At 74.5% G+C, this 20,998-nt stretch carries 17 protein-coding genes; 4 read left to right on the forward strand and 13 right to left on the reverse strand.

The window, feature by feature from the left end; genetic code table 11:
* Positions 1 to 21 precede the first annotated feature (21 nt).
* Positions 22 to 5,961, forward strand: coding sequence for a thioester reductase domain-containing protein (locus AB0F89_RS24660; protein ID WP_367127948.1), 5,940 nt, complete (start codon positions 22 to 24; stop codon positions 5,959 to 5,961).
* A gap of 36 nt (positions 5,962 to 5,997) precedes the next feature.
* Here the strand turns inward: AB0F89_RS24660 and AB0F89_RS24665 are convergent, their stop codons facing one another.
* The 10 genes from AB0F89_RS24665 to AB0F89_RS24710 all read right to left on the reverse strand — a co-directional run bounded on the left by AB0F89_RS24665 (position 5,998) and on the right by AB0F89_RS24710 (position 15,176).
* Positions 5,998 to 6,522 (reverse strand): molybdenum cofactor biosysynthesis protein, encoded by a 525-nt coding sequence (locus AB0F89_RS24665; RefSeq protein WP_367127949.1) that lies wholly within the window; start codon positions 6,520 to 6,522, stop codon positions 5,998 to 6,000.
* Positions 6,501 to 7,004: a peptide-methionine (S)-S-oxide reductase MsrA gene (gene msrA, locus AB0F89_RS24670; protein WP_367127950.1), complete on the reverse strand. Its 504-nt coding sequence runs from the start codon at positions 7,002 to 7,004 to the stop codon at positions 6,501 to 6,503. Before msrA ends, AB0F89_RS24665 begins: the two co-directional genes overlap by 22 nt.
* 169 nt (positions 7,005 to 7,173) lie before the next feature.
* On the reverse strand, positions 7,174 to 8,817 hold the full coding sequence (locus tag AB0F89_RS24675) for a cellulose binding domain-containing protein (RefSeq protein ID WP_367127951.1): 1,644 nt from the start codon (positions 8,815 to 8,817) through the stop codon (positions 7,174 to 7,176).
* A 148-nt stretch (positions 8,818 to 8,965) separates the two neighbouring features.
* Complete coding sequence (locus AB0F89_RS24680; RefSeq protein ID WP_367127952.1) at positions 8,966 to 11,083, reverse strand: hypothetical protein; 2,118 nt, start codon at positions 11,081 to 11,083, stop codon at positions 8,966 to 8,968.
* Complete coding sequence (locus AB0F89_RS24685; RefSeq protein WP_367127953.1) at positions 11,046 to 11,828, reverse strand: protein phosphatase 2C domain-containing protein; 783 nt, start codon at positions 11,826 to 11,828, stop codon at positions 11,046 to 11,048. The genes AB0F89_RS24680 and AB0F89_RS24685 overlap by 38 nt, the downstream gene beginning before the upstream one ends.
* 7 nt (positions 11,829 to 11,835) lie before the next feature.
* Positions 11,836 to 12,669, reverse strand: a complete 834-nt coding sequence (locus tag AB0F89_RS24690) for a vWA domain-containing protein (RefSeq protein WP_367127954.1) — start codon at positions 12,667 to 12,669, stop codon at positions 11,836 to 11,838.
* Between the two features lie 58 nt (positions 12,670 to 12,727).
* The gene (locus AB0F89_RS24695; protein WP_367127955.1) at positions 12,728 to 13,165 is read right to left on the reverse strand and encodes a PPOX class F420-dependent oxidoreductase; all 438 of its coding nucleotides are present in this window, start codon (positions 13,163 to 13,165) and stop codon (positions 12,728 to 12,730) included.
* 29 nt (positions 13,166 to 13,194) lie between these two features.
* Positions 13,195 to 13,776 (reverse strand): SDR family oxidoreductase, encoded by a 582-nt coding sequence (locus AB0F89_RS24700; RefSeq protein WP_367127956.1) that lies wholly within the window; start codon positions 13,774 to 13,776, stop codon positions 13,195 to 13,197.
* Positions 13,777 to 13,820: 44 nt separating this feature from the next.
* Complete coding sequence (locus AB0F89_RS24705; protein WP_367127957.1) at positions 13,821 to 14,684, reverse strand: helix-turn-helix transcriptional regulator; 864 nt, start codon at positions 14,682 to 14,684, stop codon at positions 13,821 to 13,823.
* Between the two features lie 30 nt (positions 14,685 to 14,714).
* Positions 14,715 to 15,176 carry an SRPBCC family protein gene (locus AB0F89_RS24710; protein WP_367127958.1) on the reverse strand — a complete coding sequence of 154 codons (462 nt, stop codon included), beginning with the start codon at positions 15,174 to 15,176 and terminating at the stop codon, positions 14,715 to 14,717.
* Positions 15,177 to 15,335: 159 nt separating this feature from the next.
* Between AB0F89_RS24710 and AB0F89_RS24715 the strand changes: the two genes are divergently transcribed.
* The 3 genes from AB0F89_RS24715 (at position 15,336) to AB0F89_RS24725 (ending at position 17,709) form a co-directional block, all read left to right on the forward strand.
* A complete protein-coding gene (locus tag AB0F89_RS24715; protein WP_367127959.1) occupies positions 15,336 to 15,773 on the forward strand; it encodes a hypothetical protein in 438 nt (145 codons plus the stop codon).
* Between the two features lie 124 nt (positions 15,774 to 15,897).
* Positions 15,898 to 16,710: a hypothetical protein gene (locus AB0F89_RS24720; protein ID WP_367127960.1), complete on the forward strand. Its 813-nt coding sequence runs from the start codon at positions 15,898 to 15,900 to the stop codon at positions 16,708 to 16,710.
* Positions 16,711 to 16,737: 27 nt separating this feature from the next.
* Positions 16,738 to 17,709: a trypsin-like serine protease gene (locus AB0F89_RS24725; protein ID WP_367127961.1), complete on the forward strand. Its 972-nt coding sequence runs from the start codon at positions 16,738 to 16,740 to the stop codon at positions 17,707 to 17,709.
* Positions 17,710 to 17,712: 3 nt separating this feature from the next.
* Here the strand turns inward: AB0F89_RS24725 and AB0F89_RS24730 are convergent, their stop codons facing one another.
* The 3 genes from AB0F89_RS24730 to AB0F89_RS24740 all read right to left on the reverse strand — a co-directional run bounded on the left by AB0F89_RS24730 (position 17,713) and on the right by AB0F89_RS24740 (position 20,966).
* Complete coding sequence (locus AB0F89_RS24730) at positions 17,713 to 18,918, reverse strand: hypothetical protein (protein ID WP_367127962.1); 1,206 nt, start codon at positions 18,916 to 18,918, stop codon at positions 17,713 to 17,715.
* A 40-nt stretch (positions 18,919 to 18,958) separates the two neighbouring features.
* Positions 18,959 to 19,720 (reverse strand): SGNH/GDSL hydrolase family protein, encoded by a 762-nt coding sequence (locus tag AB0F89_RS24735; protein WP_367127963.1) that lies wholly within the window; start codon positions 19,718 to 19,720, stop codon positions 18,959 to 18,961.
* Between the two features lie 73 nt (positions 19,721 to 19,793).
* Positions 19,794 to 20,966 carry a glycoside hydrolase family 3 N-terminal domain-containing protein gene (locus AB0F89_RS24740; RefSeq protein ID WP_367127964.1) on the reverse strand — a complete coding sequence of 391 codons (1,173 nt, stop codon included), beginning with the start codon at positions 20,964 to 20,966 and terminating at the stop codon, positions 19,794 to 19,796.
* Positions 20,967 to 20,998 lie beyond the last annotated feature (32 nt).

The following is a 20,998-nucleotide window of genomic DNA, read 5'->3' on the forward strand; positions in this document are numbered from 1 at the left end:
CCACGATCGAGGAGAAGCGCAGTGTCCAACGAGGAGCGGCTGGTCGAGTACCTGAAGTGGGTGACGGCGGACCTCCAGCAGGCCCGGCAGCGGATCGCCGAGCTGGAGACGCCCGAGCCGATCGCCGTCGTGGCGATGGCGTGCCGCTACCCCGGCGGCATCGCCTCGCCGGACGACCTGTGGCGGCTCGTCGCCGAGGGCGGTGACGGCGTCACGCCGTGGCCCGCCGACCGCGGCTGGGACGTCGACGGGCTCTACGACCCCGAACCCGGCGTGCCCGGGAAGACCTACACCCGCGAAGGCGGCTTCCTGGACCACGCCACCGAGTTCGACGCCGCGTTCTTCGGCATCTCGCCGCGCGAGGCGCTGGGCATGGACCCGCAGCAGCGCGTGCTGCTGGAGACGGCGTGGGAGCTGTTCGAGCGCGCGGGCATCGACACCGCCACGCTCAAGGGCAGCCGCACCGGCGTGTTCGCGGGCGTGGGGGAGCAGAGCTACCTGGGCCTGGCCGGGCCGCAGGAGCTGGAGGGCTTCCTGATGACCGGCAAGCTGGGCAGCGTGGCGTCCGGGCGGCTCGCCTACACGTTCGGCTTCGAGGGCCCCGCCGTCACGGTGGACACCGCGTGCTCGTCGTCGCTGGTGGCGCTGCACCTGGCGGTGCGGTCGCTGCGGACGGGCGAGTCGACGCTGGCGGTGGCGGGCGGCTGCACGGTGTACGGGTCGCCGACCGGCTACGTGGACTTCTCCCGGCAGCGCGGTCTCGCGGCGGACGGCCGGTGCAAGTCGTTCGCGGCGGCGGCGGACGGCACCGGCTGGTCGGAGGGCGTCGGCCTGCTGCTGCTGGAGAAGCTGTCCGACGCCCGCCGCAACGGGCACCCGGTCCTCGCGGTGGTGAAGGGCAGCGCGGTCAACCAGGACGGCGCGTCCAACGGCCTGACCGCGCCGAACGGGCCGTCGCAGGAGCGGGTGATCCGCGCCGCGCTGGAGGACGCGCGGCTGTCCACCGCCGACGTCGACCTGGTCGAGGCGCACGGCACCGGCACGCGGCTCGGCGACCCGATCGAGGCCCGGGCGCTGCTCGCCACCTACGGCCAGGGCCGGACGACGCCGCTGCTGCTGGGGTCGTTGAAGTCCAACATCGGGCACAGCGTGGCCGCCGCGGGCGTCGGCGGCGTGATCAAGGTGGTGCAGGCGATGCGGCACGGTGTCGCGCCGCGCACCCTGCACGTGGACGAGCCGTCGCCGCACGTCGACTGGTCGTCCGGTGCGGTGGAGCTGCTGACCGAGGCCCGCGAGTGGCCCGAGGGCGACCGGCCCCGCCGGGCGGCGGTGTCGTCGTTCGGGGTCAGCGGCACCAACGCCCACGTGGTGCTGGAACACGTGCCCGAGGAGCGGGCGCCCGCCGCGGAGCACGACGGCGAGCTGCCGTTCCTGCTGTCCGCGCGGTCCGCCGAGGCGTTGCGCGCGCAGGCCGCCCGCCTGCGCGACTTCCTCGCCGAACGGCCGGACGCCACGCCGCTCGACGTGGCGAACACCCTGGCCACCGGCCGCACCGCCCTGGAGCACCGGGGCGCGGTCGTGGCCCGTGACCGGGAGGGCCTGCTGGCCGAGCTGGCGGCGTTCGACGGCGGCGTGACCACCCCGCCGCGCGGTCGGGTCGCGTTCCTGTTCACCGGCCAGGGCGCGCAGCGCGCTCGGATGGGCCATGACCTGCACGAGCGCTTCCCGGTGTTCCGGCAGGCGTTCGACGAGGTGTGCGCGCTGCTCGACCCGCACCTGCCGACGCCGCTGGCGGACGTGGTGTTCGGCGACCCCGACCTGCTGCACCGGACCCGGTTCACGCAGCCCGCGCTGTTCGCCTTCGAGGTGGCGCTGTTCCGGCTGCTGGAGTCGTGGGGCGTGCGCCCGGACTTCGTGGCGGGCCACTCGCTGGGCGAGCTGACCGCCGCGCACGTCGCCGGGGTGTTCTCGCTGGAGGACGCGTGCGCGCTGGTCGCCGCGCGCGCCCGGCTGATCGGCGAGCTGCCCGAGGGCGGCGCCATGGTCGCCGTCGCCGCCCGCCCCGACGAGGTCGAGCCGCTGCTGACGCCTTCGGTGGGCCTGGCGGCGGTGAACGGGCCCGCGTCCGTGGTGGTGTCCGGCGACGAGGACGCCGTGCTGGCGGTCGAGGCCGAGCTGCGGGCGCGGGGTCGCCGGACCAAGAGGCTGACGGTGAGCCACGCGTTCCACTCGCACCGGATGGAGCCCGCGCTGGCGTCGTTCCGGGAGGTCGCCGCGAAGATCGCCTACCGCGAGCCGGAACTCCCGGTCGTGTCGAACGTGACCGGCGCGCCGGCCGAGGCGGGCCTGCTGACCTCGCCGGACTACTGGGTGCGGCACGTGCGCGAGGCGGTGCGGTTCGCCGACGGCGTCCGGGTGCTGGCCGACCAGGGCGTGACCGCGTTCGTGGAGATCGGCCCGGACGCCGCCCTCACCCCGCTGGTGCGCGAGACCGCGGACACCGCCGCCGTGGCGCTCCAGCGCGGCGGCGAGGGGCTGGTGGCCGCCCTGGGCGAGCTGCACGGGCTCGGCGTCGCGGTGGACTGGCGGGCGTTCTTCGCGGGCACCGGCGCGCGGCACGTGGAGCTGCCGACCTACGCGTTCCAGCGGCAGCGGTTCTGGGTCGAGAACCCGGAGGCGGCCGACGCGGCGGAGCTGGGCGTGGCGGACGCGGAGCACCCGCTGCTCGGCGTGGCCGTGCCGGTGGCCGGCGCGGACGAGGTCGTGCTCACCGGCAGGGTGTCGGTGCGCAGCCACCCGTGGCTGGCCCGGCACCGCGCCCACGGGTCGGCGGTGCTGCCGTCGTCCGCGCTGGTGGAGCTGGCGATCCGGGCCGGTGACGAGGTCGGCCTGCCGCGCCTGGCCGACCTGGACGTGCTGACGCCGGTCGTGGTGCCGGAGCGGGGCGGTGTGCAGCTGCAGGTGCGCGTGGCGAACGGGCAGGTGACCGTGCACACCAGGCTGGACGGCGACTGGGCGTTGAACGCCGCCGGCACCCTCGCCCCGGCCGCGCCGCTCAGGTGGCCGGACGCGGGGGAGTGGACCGGGCTGGACCCCGTCGAGGCCGACGGCTTCCGGCTGCACCCGTCGCTGCTCGACGCGGCGCTGCGCCTGGTCGGCGACGGGGACGCGGTGCGGTGGCGCGACGTGGAGCTGCACGCCGTCGGCGCGTCGGACGTGCGGGTCCTGGTGCAGGGCGACCGGGTCCTGCTCGCCGACCCGAGCGGGGGACCGGTGGCCACGATCGGGTCGGTCAGCCTGCGCCCCACCGCCGCCGCCGCCGTGTCCGACGCCCTCCTGCGACCACAAGACGCCCTGCTCCAAGTGGTGTGGGAACCGGTCGAGCTGCCGCCGTCGGACGTCACGCCCAGGGTGGTGCGGTGGCGGTCCGACGCCGACCTGCACACCAGGGCCGCCGCCGCGCTGGACGACCTCAAGGGCGCCGAGCCGTTCGTCGCGGTGACCTGCGGCGCGGCGCGGGACGTCACCGATGTGGACGGCGCGGCCCTGTGGGGCCTCGCACGGTCGGCGCAGTCCGAGCAGCCCGGCCGGATCGTCCTGGTGGACGTGGACGACGACCCGCGGTCGGAGGCCGCGATCCCGTCCGTGGCCGCTGCGGGCGTGCCCCAGGCCGTGGTGCGGCACGGGGTCGTGCACGTGCCGAAGCTGCTCCGGGCGCCGGTCGCGCGGGCGTCGTGGAGCACCGGCGGCACGGTCCTGATCACCGGCGGCACCGGCACGCTCGGCGCGCTGGTCGCCCGCCACCTGGCCCGCCAGGGCGTGCCGGAGCTGCTGCTGACCAGCCGTCGCGGACCGGACTCGCCGGGTGCGGCGGAGCTGCTGGCCGAGCTGGCGGCGCTGGGCGCGACCGCCCGCGTCGTCGCCTGCGACGCCGCCGACCGCGAGCAGCTGCGGGCCGCCATCGGCGACACCCGGCTGACCGGCGTCGTGCACACGGCGGGCGTCATCGACGACGGCCTGATCGGCGACCTGACCCCGGAACGGCTCTCCGCGGTGCTGCGGCCGAAGGCCGACGCCGCCCGGCACCTGCACGAGCTGACCCGCGGCCACGACCTGACCGCGTTCGTGCTGTTCTCGTCCATCGCCGGGGTCATCGGCGGTGCGGGCCAGGGCAACTACGCCGCGGCCAACGCCCACCTGGACGGCCTGGCCGAGCACCGGGCCGCGCTGGGCCTGCCCGCGACCTCCGTCGCCTGGGGCCTGTGGGCCGAGTCCAGCGGCATCACCAGCGGCCTGAGCGAGCTGGACCGGGCCCGGATCGCCCGCGCCGGCTTCCGCCCCGTCGAGTCCGCGCAGGGCCTGGCGATGCTCGACGCCGCCGTGGCCTCCGGCCTCCCCACGCTGGTCGGCGCACCGCTGGACGTGGCCGCGCTGCGCGCCCGGCCCGAGCAGGCGCCACCGCTGCTGCGCACCCTGCTGCCCCCGGTCCGGCCGGTGGCGCGCACCGGCGCCCCCGCGCCGAACCTGGCCGAGCTGCCCGAGGCCGAGCGGCGGGCGGCCGTCGCGGAGCTGGTGCGGCGGGAGGTCGCCGCCGTGCTCGGGTCGGCCGGCGAGGTGGCCGACAAGCCGTTCCCGGACCTCGGGTTCGACTCGCTGCTGTCGGTCGAGCTGCGCAACCGGGTCGCCGCCGCCACCGGGCTGGCGCTGCCCGCGACGGTCGTGTTCGACCACCCGACGCCCGGCGAGCTGGCGGCGTTCCTGGCCGGCGCGGCGGGCACGGCCGACGTCGACTACGACGAGGCGCTGGCCGACGACGTCCGACCGGCGGCCGAGGTCGTGCGCACGGTCGACGCGCCGGACCACGTGCTGCTCACCGGCGCGACCGGGTTCGTCGGGGCGTTCCTGCTGCGCGAGCTGCTGCGGACGTCCACGGCGACGGTGCACTGCCTGGTGCGCGCCGACGACGAGGCGGCGGGGCTGCGCAAGGTCGAGGCGAACCTGCGCTGGTACCGGCTGTGGGACGAGGTCGACCCGGCCCGGCTGCGGGTGGTGCCCGGCGACCTGTCCCAGCCCCGGCTGGGCCTGTCCGAGGAGACCTACGACCGGCTGGCGCGGCAGGTCGACGCCGTCTACCACGCGGGCGCGACGGTGAACTGGCTGCGGCCCTACACCGAGCTGCGCGCGGCGAACGTGCACGGCACCCAGGAAGTCCTCCGCCTGGCGTCCAGGCACCGCAGCGTGCCGGTGCACCACCTGTCCACCACCGGCGTGTTCGCCGGGGCGCGCGAACCGGGCGTGCCGCTGGCCGTGGACGACCCCACCGGCCCGCCGGAGGCGCTGCCCAGCGGGTACCTGCGCAGCAAGTGGGTGGCCGAGCACCTGGTCGCCCAGGCCGCCGAGCGCGGGCTGCCGGTGCGGGTGTACCGGGTCGACCTGGTGTCCGGCGACCGGGTCAACGGCGCCTGCCAGACCAGGGACTTCGTCTGGCTGGCCACGAAGGGGCTGCTCCAGGCGGGCTCGGTGCCGAAGGATCTCGACGGCACGGTGCCGATGGTCCCGGTGGACTACGCCGCCGCCGCGGTCGTCGCGCTGTCGCGGGAGTCGGGCGGCACGTTCCACGTCTACAACCCGGGCCGGGTGAGCTGGCGGGAGATCGTGGCCCGGCTGCGCGCCCACGGGTACCTGCTGGAGGAGCGCGAGTGGGCGCGGTGGCGCCGGACCGTGCTGGCCGACCGCGACAACGCGCTGATCCCGCTGCTGGACGCGTTCGAGCTGATGGCGACCGACAACGCGGGCTTCTACCCGCTGGTGGACGTGTCGAAGACCGAGGAGGCGCTGGCGGGCACCGGCATCACCTGCCCGCCCGTCACCGGGGACCTGGTGGACACCTACATCCGGTTCTTCGCCGAGACCGGGTACTACCCGGCGAACCGGGGGCTGACGCTGGTCGCCGGGGCGTGAGGCGGCGCGGGGCGGTCGGCGCCGACCGCCCCGCGCTCACCCGACCAGGGTCGCCGGGCCGAGCCGGAGCACGCCGTCGTCCAGCGGCACGCACCGCTTGCCGCCCCGCCCGCGCAGGCCCTTGAACGCGCCCGGCGCGATGACGGCGTCCATCCACGCGCACGGGTTCGCGGCCCGGTGCGCCTCGAACCGCACCGGGCCGTCGCCGGAGTCCAGGCTGAACACGGCCCGCCGGTCCAGCGCGTCCACGTCGAACCCGCGCAGCACGATGTTGCGCCGGACGAGCAGCGGGCTCGGCGCGGCGGCCAGGCCGAGGTGGTCGGCGACGTCGTCGAGCGCTTCGGCGGCGAACACCGTGACGGCGGCCCGGCGGTGCGCGGCCCGGTTGAAGTAGCGGTCGCCGACCAGGCCCAGGCCCGCCCGGACCACGACGTGATCACGCGAGACCGGCTCGGGATCGGGTCGCGGTCCGTCGGCGGGCCGTCCCTCGTAGGCGTGCACGGGCGACACGTGCAGCGCCACCACCTCGACGGTCGTGCTCAACGCTCGCCGAGCTGCCACTCCGGGCGGACGTAGTGGCAGGTGTAGCCGTTCGGGTAGCGCTCCAGGTAGTCCTGGTGCTCCGGCTCGGCCTCCCAGAAGTCACCGGCCTGGGTGACCTCGGTGACGACCCGGCCCGGCCACTTGCCGGACGAGTCCACGTCGGCGATGGTCGCCTCGGCGACCCGCTTCTGCTCGTCGGTGTCGTAGAAGATCGCCGAGCGGTAGCTGGTCCCGATGTCGTTGCCCTGGCGGTCGCGGGTCGTCGGGTCGTGGATCTGGAAGAAGAACTCCAGCACCTGCCGGTAGCTCAGCTGCGCCGGGTCGAACACGATCTCGATGGCCTCGGCGTGGCTGCCGTGGTTGCGGTAGGTCGCGTTCGGCACTTCGCCGCCCGTGTAGCCCACGCGGGTCGAGACGACGCCCGGGTGACGGCGGAACAGGTCCTGCATGCCCCAGAAACACCCGCCCGCGAGGACGGCCTTCTCGGTCACGGTAGCCATGTGGTCGCTCCGCTCCTAGGTCTGATGGTTGCTCCAGGGTGAACGCTCCCACGTCCCGGTGTCATCCCGGGGTGGCTGTGACGCACGACCGACCGCGCGGAACGGGCCCGGCGCGGAGGGGTCTGCGACCTCCGCACCGGGCCCCGGGTCGCTCACCCGGCGTCGGCGACTACCTCGCCGCGCAGGTGGGCGTCATCCCCGCGCCGGAACCGGTGGCCTGGTAGCCGAACTCGGTCGACTGCCCGGCCGCCAGGTTCCCGTTGAAGCTGACGTTGGTGAAGTTCACCGCGCCGGTGTTGCCGCTGCGGTTGACGTTCCACGCGTTGGTCACCGCGGCGCCGGACGGCAGGGTCATGGCGACGGTCCAGCCGCTGAGCGGCGTGGAGCCGGCCGTGACCTTCACCGTGGCGACGAAGCCGCCCGTCCACTGGTTGAGCGACACCGACGCCGTGCACGCTCCACCGGGCCCCTGCGACGTCGTCGTCGTGGTGGTCGTGGTGGTGTCACCGGTGGTCGTCGTCGTGGTGGTCGTGGTGGTGTTGCCCGGCCCGTCGGTGAGGGTGGGGGTGGTCCAGTCGCGCCATTGGGAGAGGTTGCCGGTGGCTTTGCTGTGCATGGTGATGCCGCCGGTGAAGGTGCCGGTGTTGCGCAGGAATTTGCCGATGGCCTGTTGGAGGGGTGCGCGCCATTCGGTGCGGTTGGCGCAGTGGTTTCCGTCGGTGACGTTGGAGTGGTAGAGCAGGTTGTTCTGGGCGCCCAGGGCTTTGTAGACCTCGGCGCCGCCCAGTGCGGCCACGGATGCCGATCGTGGGCCGAGGTTGGCGATGTGGGGGTTGTCCATGACGAACAGGCCGCGTGGAGCCACCATGGCGACCAGGGAGTGGGTGTCGAGGGGCAGGCCGTTGGGGTTGCCGGTGTGGGAGCCGAAGGCGTCGCCGAACCAGGGCTGTTCGCCGTAGGCGCTGGACAGGGTCTGGCCGCCTTCGGCGTTGACGCCGCGGTAGATGGGCAGGCCGGCGGTGCCGGACTCGATCGGCATGGTCAGGGCGACGCGCTGGTCCAGGACGCCGACGGAGAAGGCCGCCTTGCCGTAGCGGGAGCAGCCGGTGACGCCGATGTCGGCGCGCAGGATGTCGCCGCCGCTGGACTCGATGACGTCGATGATGCGGCTGGCGCCCCAGGCCCAGGCGCCGAGCAGGCCGGTGCTGCTGGTGTTGCCGTAGATGCTGTAGAACGCGCCCTGCTTGTTGTTGCGCGGGGTGCCCTCGCGGCCGACGGCGATCGGGTCGTAGCTGATGACGGCGGCGCCGGCGGCGCGGATGGTGGCGGTGTCGGCGCCGAAGCCGCCCACGACCAGCACGGCGGGGAACGGGCCGGTGCCCGAGGGCAGCTGCACGGTGGCCGAGAAGCTGGAGCTGCGGCCGTTGTGCGAGACGTCGACCGTGACGCGGCTGCCGGTCACGCTGCCGGTGACGCTGGTGGGCCTGGCCGGCTTGTCGCCGTAGACGTAGCGCTCGGCGGTCTCCCGGATCTCCGCCCGCCGGCACCGCCAGTCCGACCTGGCGGTGATGCGCTGCCCGTTGAGCCTGGTGAACGGGTCGGGCAACCGCGAGGTGGACGGGAACGACCCCGGCAACGTCACCGGGCAGTCCGCCCCGTCGTCCTCCACCCCGGCCGACGCCACGACATCCCCGACGGCGGTGGCGGTCGTGGACCGCGCCACCGCCGTCAACGTCCCGGCCAGCGCCAACGCCGCCACCGCGAACACGACCACCGCCGAGCGAACTCTCAAGCGGCCTGAACTGTTGATCACCAGGGCTCTCCTTTGAGACAGGGTGTGGAACGGCCGACGGTCGAGAACCGATCGCCTAAAGTTTCGATGATTTGACCGAAACATGTCAACGAATCCCGGCGGGCAGCTTCAGGCCACGGTCTCACTTGGTGACCGGAGGACCGGTGGGTCAGTTCTTGCCGGTGAGGAGGAAGCGGAGGTACTTCCGGTAGGTGATCGGTCGGAACGCGTCCGCTCGCGCGACACCTTCCGCGGCAGCCCGCTGGGCGCGTTCGAGGACGACGGCGGCTTCGGCGACCTCGCGTTCGTGGGCGACGCGGGTGTGCGCGGTGGCCGTGTTGCCGGTTGTCATTTCGCTCGCCAGAGCGATCTCTTCGGAACGCCGGGCCGCGTGCAACGCCCGCGCCGCCGCCTCGGCCTCCTCCAGCACCTGCCGGTGCTCGGCGTCGAGCCCGGCCCGCTCGGCGGCGGACCGCTCCTCGATCGCCTGCTGCTCGGCGGGCGGCAACGACGTCGGCCGGGTGCTCGCCGCCTCGGCGGTCAGCCGTTCCCGCCACTGGTCGATCCGCGCCGCCGTCGCCTCGTCGACACCGGCCGCGCTCACCGCGCCGCCGTCGACCAGCACGAAGAACGCCACCCGGTCGGCCCCGTGCACCTCGTAGCGGACGCCGACGAAGTCCGCGGCGGTGCGGACGCCGACCGCCTCCAGGTTGGCCGCCGGCAGGGCGCCGCAGACGCCGGCGGTCGCCAGGCGGGACCGGGCCAGCTCGCCGCGCAGGTGCTCCTTCTGCCTCAGGACCAGCAGCCGCTGCTCCTCCAGGTGCGCCCGCGCCACCGACGCCTGCCGGTCGCGCTCGATCCGGCCGAGGCGCTGCCGGACGTCCTGCTGGTGGGCCCGGAGCCGCTGGTCGTGCCGGTGCCCGAGCTCGCGCCGCCGCCGGTCCTGCTCCGCCTTGGCGCTCGCGGTCGTCCCGGCGATCCGGTGGCCCTCCTGCTCCAGCCGGGCGACCCGGTCGACGGCGGCCTGCCGCTCGCGCACGAGCCGGTCGCGCTCGGCACGGGCGGCGCGGGCCGGGCCGCTCTCCGCCTGACCGCGGTAACCGGCCACCGTGAACGCCGCCCAGGCCAGCACCGCCGAGACGTCCACGATGGCCAGCGCCTCCTCTACCAGGATCGCGGCCGGGACGCCGAAGGGCAGGAGCACCAGCAACGCCCAGGTCAGCGCGACCAGGGCGGGCGTGCGGCGGTTGAACCGCGCCGGTGGCGGCGGGGCGGGCACGTGCTGCTGCACGCGTTCCGCGAGCCACGAGGGAAGGGCGGCGGCCGGTGCCGAGGGCGGTGCGGCAGCGCCCTCCCGCACCGGTTCGAGCGGGGGCGGGGCGGCGCGGTGGTGGAGGAGGATGTCGCGGAACCGCTCGGCGAGTCCGCGCAGGCGCGCGTCCGGGTGCCCGGTGAGGACGGCCAGCCGGAACGAGCCCGCCGGGTCGGCGAAGTCCGACTCCGCCAGCAGCAGGTGCTCGGCGTCCTCGTCGCGCAACTGGCTCCACAGCGGGGGATCGGTGGCCAGCGCCACCAGCGACAGGTACACCACCCACGCCGAGAACCGGTCGACCTCCGGGCCGAAGTCGGCCGCCGTCCGGTCCGGCGACTGGTAGTTGCGGTGCCCGGTCTCGGCGGCGGGCAGCCCGGCCAGCGCGGGGACGTACACCCCGTCGTAGTCGACCAGCTTGAGCGAGCCGTCGGCGGTGACCAGCAGGTTGCCGTGCTGGAGGTCGCCGTGCCCGACACCCGCCGCGGCGAGGTCGGCGACCAGGTCCGCGAACCGCTCGGCGACACCCGAGATCGCCGCCGGGTCGTGGACGTGCTGCCCGATCCACCGGGTCAGGTTGACCGCCTCGACCCACTCCATCCGCAGCACCGGGTACCAGGCGCCCTGCACCAGGACGCCCTGGCCGACGTACTCGAAGCCGACGGTCCAGTCGTCGTCCAGGCCCGCCAGGTGCTCGCCGATGGCGCGGTAGCGGGCGGCCTGCTCGGGCGCCGCGCGGGTGAAGCACTTGACCGCGTACCGGGCGCCGTCGACCCCGGTCACCGAGAACACGCTGGCGAAGTTGCCCGAGATCGCCCGCGGCCGGCCCAGCGCGTCGACGCGCACCTCCGCGCCGGCCAGGTCGGTGCCGCGGAAGCACAGCGCGGTGTCCTGCAACGCCTCGACGTAGGCCCCGCCGGACGGGAACGCGCGGACCGGCTCAGCCGAGGTCGACGTGGACGACGGCGACGTCGTCATTGCGCAGCACCCCCTCGGCCCGCGTTGCCGTCAGCCACGAGGTGAACCCGTCGAGATCACCCGACTTCGTGAACTCGCCCAGCGCCCGCCACGGCCGGTCGCCGCGCTCGGCCTCGTGCAGGAACCACGCGGCCAGCGCGTCGGTGCAGAGAAAGAACTCGTCACCCGGTCGCGCGTCACCCGAAACGGCGCTGACGTGTCGAGCCAGCAGCGCGTGGTCGCGGTTGAACGCGTTGACCAGGTCCGGCGAGCTGCCGAACGCCTCGGCCGAGGTCACCGGGAACCCGGGCAGCGGCTCGTCGTCGCGGACCCGGAACAGGCAGCTGTCGCCCAACGCGGCCGCGCGCCACCGGACGACCCCCGACGGGTCGGCGTCGAACCGCGCGGCGAGCACCGTGGCGTGCGGGCCGCGGTCCAGCTTGGGCTGCTCGTACCACGCGATCGGGCGACCGTCGGCCTCCCGCCCGGCCACGTAGCCGACCAGCCACTCCCGCCATGCCTCACCCGCGTCCACCAGGGCCGTCGCGAACCGGTCCACGTCGCGCAGCACGCCCTCGTCGTCCCGCGCGGCGTCGTTGACCGATCGCGCCAGCAGGTCGGCCCACGCGCCCGCGAGCAGGCTCTCCGACGCGCCGTCGGACACGGCCGCGCACACCACGTCGGCGTCCGTCCGGACGTGCAGGGCGTCCTCGCACTCCTGCTGCGAGTTGCCGTGCTTCGGCACGCGGAGGGAGGAGGTGATCATGCGACGGTCAGCGCAGGTCCGTGGCACGCGTCCCGATGTCCAGGAACTGGACGAGCGAGGTGATGTCCGCGTTGTAGACGAACCCGCGCGTCGCGTCACTGGCCGGCACGCCCTGCTGCATCGCGTAGAAGCGCATGTGCGGCGGCAGGGGGCTGGACATGTCGAACAGGCTGCGCGCGTAGGCGTCGGGCAGCGCGGAGTCGGTGTCGGGGAACGTCACCGGCACCGCGTTGGTGGCGGAGACGTGCAGGTTGAACAGCAGCGCCGCGCCGTCCGCGCTCACGTGCGTCTGCACCGCCCACGCGGCACTGGCCGGGTCGCCGTCGGTGGAGTTGCCGTCGGTCAGGTTGAGCACGATCGGCGGAAAGCAGTCCGGGTGACGCGACACCCAGTCCGACACCAGCGACTCGGCCAGCGACAGCGCCCGGCGCATCGGCGTCGCGCCGTGGGCGACCGGGTCGACCCAGACCGGGAACCGGGTGGTGGTCTCCACCAGCCCGCCCGCGCCGTCGGGCACCTTCTTGACCCGCGACTCCACCCGAGCCGGCTGGTCCGCGACCTGGCTGAGCGGCACCAGCTCGCGGCCCGCGAGCGGTCCGGTGAACGCCGAGCCGACCGTGTGCCCGTAGCCGATCACGGCGATGTGGAAGTAGTCGCGGACGCCCTCCTCCTTCGCGCACTTCACGCTCAGCTCGGCCAGCAGCCGGTTGATGGCGTCGGCGACCACGGCCGCCTTGCGCTCCCGACCGCCGCCGATCGGGTCGTCCATCGACGCCGACTGGTCGACCAGGAACACGAAGCAGGACGGGTTGGCGCGGCTGATCTCGGCGGTGTAGCTCACGGGGCGGTCCACCTCAGGGCAGGCGTGTGATCACCCGAAAGGCTAGCCTGCCGGGTGATCAGCCCTGCGGCAGGATGCCGGGCCGGAACGGCTCGACACCGACGACGTGCCGCACCCGCGTGGGCTCGACCAGCACGACCACCCGCTGCTCGCCGGGGACCAGCCACTCGTAGCGCTCGGTGCCGACGTACTTGCGGGCCAACCGGTCCATGCCGCGCTCGGCCTCCTCGCCCACCACGAACCGGACCGCGCGGCCCCGGATCTCCACCCGGTCGTAGGGGTTGTCCCCGGCCACGCAGGACAGCGACAGCCGGGGGTCGCGACGCAGGTTCTCCTCCTTGACGCGGCCGATGGCGGTGTTGAACAGGACGTGGTCGCCCTCGACGTCCGCCCACATCGGCGTGACCTGTGGCGACCCGTCGGCGTTCACCGTGGCCAGGTGCCAGAAGTTCGGCGCGGCCAGCAGCGCCCGGACGTGTGCGGTCAGCTCCACCATCACGCGATCGTCCCAGCCGCGCCGGGCCGTCACCAGGCTTGTGGCGGCACGGCGGTGACGAGGCCGCCGTCGACGACCAGGTCCTGCCCGTTGACGCAGGACGCCTCGTCGGACGCGAGGAAGGCGACCGCGGCGGCCACGTCCTCGGCGGTGCCGAAGCGGCCCGCGGCCACCGAGGCGAGGACGGCGGCGTGCGCGTCGGGCGGGACGTTGGCGTGGAACATGGGCGTCTCGACGTAGCCGGGCTGATCGAGTTGACCCTGATCCGCCGCGTAGACGGAGCCGCCGGGCAGGCCCCGGTGCAGCGTCCAGGACGCGTTGACCATGATCGCCGCGTGGTCGACCAGCAGCGGCAGGGTCTTCTGGACGGTGAAGAACACGCCCTTGAAGTTGATGCCCACCACCCGGTCGAACTCGTCCTCGGTGACCTCGTCGCCCGGCCCGAACGCCGCGACGCCCGCGTTGGCGAACACCACGTCCAGCCGACCGTGCCAGTCCCGGACCACGTCGGCCAGCGCGTCGAGGTCGGCCGGGTCCGCCACGTCGCCGGTCACCGCGAGGACGCGGTCACCGCCGCGCAGCGACCTGTGCCTGGAAGTGCTGTGCGCCATGGGATCGAGCCTGCCGACCGCCGTGCGACCGAACCAGTGCGTGGTCAACCCGGGTGCGTCGCCACCACCCTGGACGCGGGTGTCAGCCGTTCGAGCCGGCCGCGGGTACCGGTGCCGGGCCGCGGGTGGTACAGCTCCAGGTGCCAGTCCGGGTGGTCGGTCACGGTCAGCGTGGTCATGTCGAAGACCAGGTCGCCCGCGTCGGGGTGGCGCACCGCCTTCACCGCCTGGCCGGGCACGTCCACCTCCTGCCGCGACCACAGCTCGGCGAACTCGGGGATCGCCGCGCGCAGCCGGTCGGCGACCCGGTCGAACCCCGGGTCGTCGGGGAAGTGCGCCGACGTGGCGCGGAAGGCGGCGACGACGAGCGGCGCGACCTCGGCCCAGTGCGCGTGCGCCTCGCGGTACCGGGCGTTGGTGAAGAACGAGACCAGGCAGTTGCGGTCGGCGTCGTCGTAGCCGAACACCCTCCGCGTGCCGTCGTTGACCGCGAGCAGGTTCCAGTGCCGGTCGCGCAGGATCGCGGGCCGCGGGTTCCACGCGTCCAGCAGGTGCCGCAGCTCCGGGGTGACGTCGTCGGCGCGGTCACCGGTCGGTCGGGGCGGGTTGAGGCCCGCCGGCAGGTGCAGGTGCGTCCGCTCGGGCCCGGTCAGCCGCAGCACCCGGCCGACGGCGTCGAGCACGTCGGCCGAGGCGTTGATGTCGCGGCCCTGCTCCAGCCACGTGTACCAGGACACGCCGACACCGGCTGGCGCGGCGACCTCCTCGCGCCGCAGCCCCGGCGTCCGCTGCCTGCCGGCCGCCGCCACGCCGACGTCCTCGGGCGTGAGCCGGGCCCGGCAGGCGCGCAGGAAGTCGCGCAGCTGTTCGCGCCGACGTGGTGCCGGGGCGGGTGATCGGCTGGTCATGCCCACGGTGACAACGGCGGCGGGCTCGGGTCAGCCGGCGAAGTGGGCCTTCACGCTCGCGATCTCCTGCGCGAACAGAACTTCGAGGTCGTCGACGAACCCGGCGGGCGCGTCCGGGACCACGCGGAACTCGCGGTGCCAGTCGATGAAGCTGCGGCCGGGCTCGTCGGTCACCGGCCGGACCCGGTAGGTGGCCAGGTAGTCCACGATGAACAGGACCTGGGCCACCGAGCGGTAGGTCAGCGAGCGGTCCACCTCGGAGCGGCCGACGACCTCCTCGCGCGCCAGGTCGTGGTTCGGCAGCAGCGTGAACTCGAACCGCGAGGGCACCTTCTCGGCCGAGCCGCCGTTGGTCCAGCGCGCGTTCTCGATGCCGTCGCCGAACACGACGTCGAGCAGCACCATCATGTCCCGCACCTGCGTCCAGACCTCGTCGGGGTCGGCGTCGAGGACGGCGGAGTGGTACACGGTGTACTTCGGTGACAGGGCCATGGCCCATGGTTTCACGGGTGCGCGCGCGGCGGTGGGCCGATCCGGGCCGGCGGGTTCTTGGCGGAGCGGGGGTCGCGGGGTAGCCTTGCGCCGCCGTCCTGCCTGGTCAACCTGCTCGGAGCGGCGCGAACCGCCGAACCGCCGCTGTGGGGATGGACCATGGACTTCGACCGCGACGCCGTCTTCCGCACGCCGGAGCAGGAACCCGTCTCCGCGCAACCGGGCCACCCCGCTCACGCCGCCCAGCCCGGCTACCCCGCCCAGCCCGGTTACCAGGCGTACCCCGATCCTCAAGCGCACCAGCCGGTCCACCCGGTCCAGCCGGTCGGCACGGACTACGGCCGGTGCGTGTCGGCGTCCGTGATCTGGATCGCCGCGACCCTGGCGCTGCTCGTCGCCACCGCGGGGCTGCCCGCGTCCGGGCGGGGGCTCGGCGAGGTCGTCGGCCGGTTGATCCTGCCCTCCCTGCTCTCGGCGTGGATCACCTGGCTGTTCGTCCGCCGCAAGCGGCCCCACTTCGGGTTGCTGGTGCTCGCGTCGCTGCCGTCGTTCATCGTCTCCTTCTTCATCTTCGGCGCGGTCCTGCAGGCCAGCTGACCCCGGAACACCAGAACGGGACACCGACCGCTCGGTACTCCCTCCGGACTGGCTCGCGTTACCTCTAACGGGTGATTAGCCGTAACCCGATGCCAAGTGGGGGCGACTTCAGGGTGAGCGGCCGGTGGGGAGGTGCCGTGCCCGGAGCGAGTACGCGCCCGCCGCCGACCGCGACCGCGAGCCGCCGCTGGTCCACCTCAGCGGCGAGTTCAGCCCGTTCACGCACCTGCGCGAGACGCCGTTCGCGGTGGAGGACGTCCCGGACGCCCTGGACACCGCGGACTTCCTGAGCGTGGTCACGAGGCTGCCCGTCCCGGTCATCGGCCTGCTCGGCACGGTCCGCGCGCTGACCCGGCCGGTGTTCGCCACCCTGCCCGAGGCCCGGCGCGACGCCTGGGACACGTGGCTGCCGGAGGTCTTCGCCGACCTGTACGGGGTGCTCGCCGCCGGACCGGCGTTCGCGTCCGCCCTGGCCGACCTGCTCGTGGTGGACCCGGCGCGCGCCGCCGCCGAGATCGGTCCGGACGCGCCGGTGCTGGTGCACCCGCCGGCCGCCGTCCGGCTCGCGCTGGCCGCGAGGGCGTTGGCGGAGACGGGGTTCGCCGCCGAGGCGCAGGCCGTGCGGCGGTCCTGGCCGACCGGGTGCGGTCCGTTCGAGGACGACGTCGCGCCGATGACGGCGGCCCTGCTCGACGGCGCCTACCCGGGCCTGGGCGACCGGCCGCGGCGACGGCGTTGGCCTGCTGCGCGGCGGCGCGGCTGGCGTTCGACCGGGAACCGGCCCTGTTCGCACCGCCGCCGCCCGGCGAGCTCAACGCGCAGGACCTGGTCCTGGACGAGGTGGCGAGGGCCGTCGGCGACGGCTCCCGCGCCGACGACGGACCGGCGGGGGCCGCGGTGGACGACCGGGCCGCCGGTGGGGAACTCTACGACGTGATCGACGAGCTGATTTCGGAGGCGCACGATGACCGCCACCCCTGACCGACCCCGGGACCCGATGGAGGCCGTGGCCGACCTGGCCCGCGCGGTCGCCGGCGCCGACGAGCACCGGTTCGCGCTGGTCTACCACGCGCTCGCCAACCAGGTCGACGGCTTCGTCCACGGCGACGGCGCCGACGCCTACCGGCTGGCCCGCTCGCTGCTGCGCCGCGGCGTGTCGCCGCTGACCAGGTCGGCGGTCGGCGCGGAGCCGCCGGCCGCCGGCATCCACCAGGACCCGGTGTACCTGGCCAACATGCGCGAGGTGGTCGCCGACCGGGCCCGCATCATCGGCGGCGTCCCGACCGCGGACTTCCCCGAGTGCGTCGCGATCGGCAGCCGGAACGGGTGGTGCTGCTCGGGCACGCTGGTCTCGCCGAACGTCGTGGTCACCGCCGCGCACTGCGTGGACGGCGGCTGCGCGGCCCGCGTGTTCGTCGGCGAGGACGTCGACTTCCCCGACGACGGCGAGGTGGTCCGGGTCGAGACCGCGCTCGCCCACCCCGACTACCGCCCGCCCCGGCCGACCGGCGACCTCGCGGTCCTGGTGCTCGCCCGCCCGGTCCCGACGCCGCCGCGCCCGATCGCGACCGCCGAGCAGGTCGCGGCCGCCTCGTTCGTGCGGCTGGCCGGGTACGGCAACACCGACGTGCACAGCAGCGGTGGCTACGGGCGCAGGCGCATGGTGGACGTGCCGATCGCGAGCAACGACCCCGAGTACGGCGCGGACCCGGCCACCGAGTTCGTGGCCGGTGCGCCGTTCCTGGACCGGGACAGCTGCAACGGCGACAGCGGCGGCCCGGCCTACGTCCAGGTGGACGGCCAGTGGCTGCTGGCCGGTGCGACGTCCCGAGCCACGGCCTCGTCGCTGCGCCCGTGCGGCGACGGCGGGATCTACACCCGCGTGTCGGCCTACGAGCAGTGGGTGTGGTCGGCGCCGGGCGCCGTCCGCCCCTGACCGTCAGTAGGCGGCGGCGCGGACGGCGAACACCGAGCGGTTGCCGGCGTACTCGGTCAGCGACCACAGCTGGCCCTTGGCGGGCCAGTAGGAGAAGTCCTCCGGTCCGATCGGCAGCACGTCGTGGTGCATCACGACCGAGCCGCCGGGCCGGAACGTGGCCAGGTCGCCCGCGTTGCCGCTGCCGTCGCTGGTGGACAGGTAGAACTCGCCGTCGATCGCGGTCGCGCCCTGCATGCTCTGCACCGACACCTCGTAAGCCTCGCTCGCGCGGGCGTAGCCGTCGGAGGACGCGGTGAGCATCCGGGTGGTGTAGTCGATCGGGAAGCGGAACAGCCTGCTGCCCGCGCCGGGGTTGGCGTACTCGCCGACGACGACGCTGTCCGGGGTGCTGGTGCGGTCCAGCGAGGCGAACGAGAAGCGGATGCTCGCGTGCCCGTTGGTGGTCGACTGGTTGTAGGCGAGCACCTGCGGCAGCACGTACTTGTAGCCGTACGCCTGGTAGCTGCCGTCGGACTGGCGGCCGATGGCCGAGCCGTCGGAGGTGCTGGTCTGCCAGAGGTGCCGCAGGTCGAACACCCGGAAACCGGTGCCGGTGGCGGCGACGTAGAGCAGGTGGCCGTACCAGAACATGCCGCCCGCGTGCAGGTTGACCGGCCGGAACGACGCCCGGCCCGCGCTGTCGGTGTGGGGCTCGACCAGCAGCACGTGCCGGTAGGTCGGCGCGGACGGCGTGGAGTAGTCCACGAACGACACCCGGATGCCCCGGTCGACGCCGTCCGTGCCGTTGTCGTACCAGCTGACCAGGACCGCCGTCGCGCCCTCGTAGGTCGCCTCGCCGTACGCGTCCGCGGTCGTGGTGACGCCTTGCGGCACCCAGTAGGAGACGTCGTCGTCGCCGTTGTTCCAGCAGAACGCGGCGAGCCGGTTGGCCGCCGCCGGGGAGCAGGTGGTGGCGACGCGGTTGCCGTCGTTCACCACGGTGGGGACGCTCACGTTCGGCAGGGCGGCGTCCAGGTCGTCGATCAGTCCCGAGTAGGAGGTGGCCTTGAGCCGGAAGTTCGCGGCGGGCAACGTCGTCGCCGCCTGCGCGGGGACGACGGGCGCCAGGGCCGCGATCAGCGCTGCCGCCAACCCGACGATCACTGATCGGTACTTCTTCACCAGACCACCACCGTTGTTGGTCGAGTACTGACGAGTCGCCATCATGGCGCTGCTCGTCGGCCGGGGCAACCACCGGTGGCCGGGCTCAGACGCGGGGCATCGCCTCGACGGGCACCCAGTCGGGGTGCTTGCCGGTGGCGTCGTCACCCGACGAGATGCCGCGCAGCCGCCGGTTCACCCACGGCAGCACGTGCTCGCGGTAGTAGCGGGTCTCGGCCAGCAGGCTGCGGCGGGCCGCCGGCGACGGGTCGACCGCGTGCGCCTCCTCGACGTGCCCGAGCGCCATCAGCACCAGCGACGCGACCCGCTGGTGGCCCGCGGCGTTGAGGTGCAGCCGGTCCGGCGACCAGTACTCGGCCCGGCGGACCTCGACGTCGTTGAACGCGTCGACGAACAGCACGTCGTGCCGGGCGGCCAGCCGCGCGATGGCCGCCGTCAGCACCTCGCCGCGCCGGTGGATGGTCCGGCCGAACGGCAGCCGCTGCGACGGGTCGGCCCCGCTGAGCAGCACCAGCCGCACCCCGGACGCCACGCAGCGCTCCACCGCCCGCTCGGTCAGCTCGACCAGTCGGCGCAGGTCGATGCCGGGCCGCATCATGTCGTTGCCGCCGCCGTTGAGGGTCAGCACCGTCGGCGCCGGGGAGAGGGCCAGCGCGGTGTCGAGCTGCCTGGTGGCGATCGGTTCGAGCAGGCGCCCGCGCACGGCGAGGTTGGCGTAGTGGACGGTCTCGCCGAGCGCGGTGGCCAGGCCGGCCGCCACGAGGTCGGCCCAACCCCGGCACGAGCCGTCGGGGCGCTCGTCGCCCACCCCTTCGGTGAAGCTGTCGCCGATGGCCGCGTATCGCACTGCCGGTGCCTCCTCGCTGGAACGTCGCCGCCAGCATATGAGGCGCCCGGCGGCGGGCCGCCCGCCGAGTGGTTCAGCACACCTGCTTGGCCGTCAGCACCCGCCGCGTCGCCTCGTCCACCCTGGTCTGCGGCAGGCTGCCCGCCGCCACCGCGCCCTCCAGGTGGTCCAGCACCTCGCCGACCCGGCCGCCGGAGGACCACAGCGCGATGTCCGCGCCGGCGGCGAGCGCCTGCGCGACCGCGTCCGGCAGCCCGACCCGGTCCGTCACCGCGCGCATCGCGCCCAGGTCGTCGGTCATCGCCGGGCCGGTGAAGCCGAACTCGCCGCGCAGCAGCGCGTAGGCCGCCGGGCTGAGGGTCGCGGGCACGCCGCCGGTCAGGCCGGGCACGTCGATGTGCCCCAGCATCACCACGACCTCGCCGAACTCGGGCAGGTGCCGGTAGGGGACCAGGTCCGCGGCGCGCAGCGCGTCCAGCGGGGGCGAGGTCACCGCGCCGAGGTGCGAGTCGCCGGAGGTGTTGCCGTGCCCCGGGAAGTGCTTGACCACCGGCGTGACGCCCGCGGCGTGCAGCCCCTCGGCGAACGCCAGCGCGTAGCCGAGGGCGGTGTCCGGGTCGGCGCTGAACGACCGGTCGCCGATCACCGTGCGGTCCGGCTGGCCGCTGGTGTCGAGCACGGGGGCCAGGTCGGTGGTCACGCCCCGGTCGCGCAGCGCCACCCCGCGGTTCCGGGCGACGGCGCGCACCTCGTCCGGCGACAGGTCGGCGGCCATCCGCCGGGCGCTGGGCAGCGACCCGTCGAGGGCGTCCAGCCGCTGCACCCGGCCGCCCTCGTCGTCCACCGCGACGGTCAGCGGCAGGGCCGCCGCCGCGTGCACGGGAGCGAGGGCGCCCGCGCTGAGCAGGCCGACGTCGTCGCCGCCGATGAAGATCCCGCCGACCTGCTCGCCCCGGACCACGGCGAGCGCGTCCGCGGGTCCGCGCGGGTCGACCCCGACGACCAGCAGCTGGGCCAGCCGGGCCCGCAGCGGCAGCGCGGCGATCCGGTCCCCGCACGGGTCGGCGACCGGCGAGGGCTCGGGCTGCGGTTCGGACGACGTGGTGGACTCCGGGGCGGACGACGACGTGGTCGAGGTCGGGGGGAGGGCGGCGTGCTCGGTGGGCCCGCTGGGCCGACCGGCGCCGGTCGCCACGACGACCGAGGCGGCGAACACCGCGCCGAGCGCCACGAACAGCAACATCATCGTGGTGCCGGCGCGCCGCGCTCCCGGTCGAT

Origin of the sequence: Saccharothrix sp. HUAS TT1 (assembly GCF_040744945.1) — a bacterium.
GTDB lineage: Bacteria > Actinomycetota > Actinomycetes > Mycobacteriales > Pseudonocardiaceae > Actinosynnema.

Bases quoted from the DNA above. Each gene is read 5' to 3' on its own strand.
- msrA (WP_367127950.1), bottom strand. From the start codon at position 7,004: ATGGCTACCGTGACCGAGAAGGCCGTCCTCGCGGGCGGGTGTTTCTGG.
- AB0F89_RS24680 (WP_367127952.1), bottom strand. From the start codon at position 11,083: ATGACGACGTCGCCGTCGTCCACGTCGACCTCGGCTGAGCCGGTCCGC.
- AB0F89_RS24685 (WP_367127953.1), bottom strand. From the start codon at position 11,828: ATGATCACCTCCTCCCTCCGCGTGCCGAAGCACGGCAACTCGCAGCAG.
- AB0F89_RS24695 (WP_367127955.1), bottom strand. From the start codon at position 13,165: ATGGTGGAGCTGACCGCACACGTCCGGGCGCTGCTGGCCGCGCCGAAC.
- AB0F89_RS24700 (WP_367127956.1), bottom strand. From the start codon at position 13,776: ATGGCGCACAGCACTTCCAGGCACAGGTCGCTGCGCGGCGGTGACCGC.
- AB0F89_RS24705 (WP_367127957.1), bottom strand. From the start codon at position 14,684: ATGACCAGCCGATCACCCGCCCCGGCACCACGTCGGCGCGAACAGCTG.
- AB0F89_RS24710 (WP_367127958.1), bottom strand. From the start codon at position 15,176: ATGGCCCTGTCACCGAAGTACACCGTGTACCACTCCGCCGTCCTCGAC.
- AB0F89_RS24715 (WP_367127959.1), top strand. From the start codon at position 15,336: ATGGACTTCGACCGCGACGCCGTCTTCCGCACGCCGGAGCAGGAACCC.
- AB0F89_RS24725 (WP_367127961.1), top strand. From the start codon at position 16,738: ATGACCGCCACCCCTGACCGACCCCGGGACCCGATGGAGGCCGTGGCC.
- AB0F89_RS24730 (WP_367127962.1), bottom strand. From the start codon at position 18,918: ATGATGGCGACTCGTCAGTACTCGACCAACAACGGTGGTGGTCTGGTG.
- AB0F89_RS24740 (WP_367127964.1), bottom strand. From the start codon at position 20,966: ATGATGTTGCTGTTCGTGGCGCTCGGCGCGGTGTTCGCCGCCTCGGTC.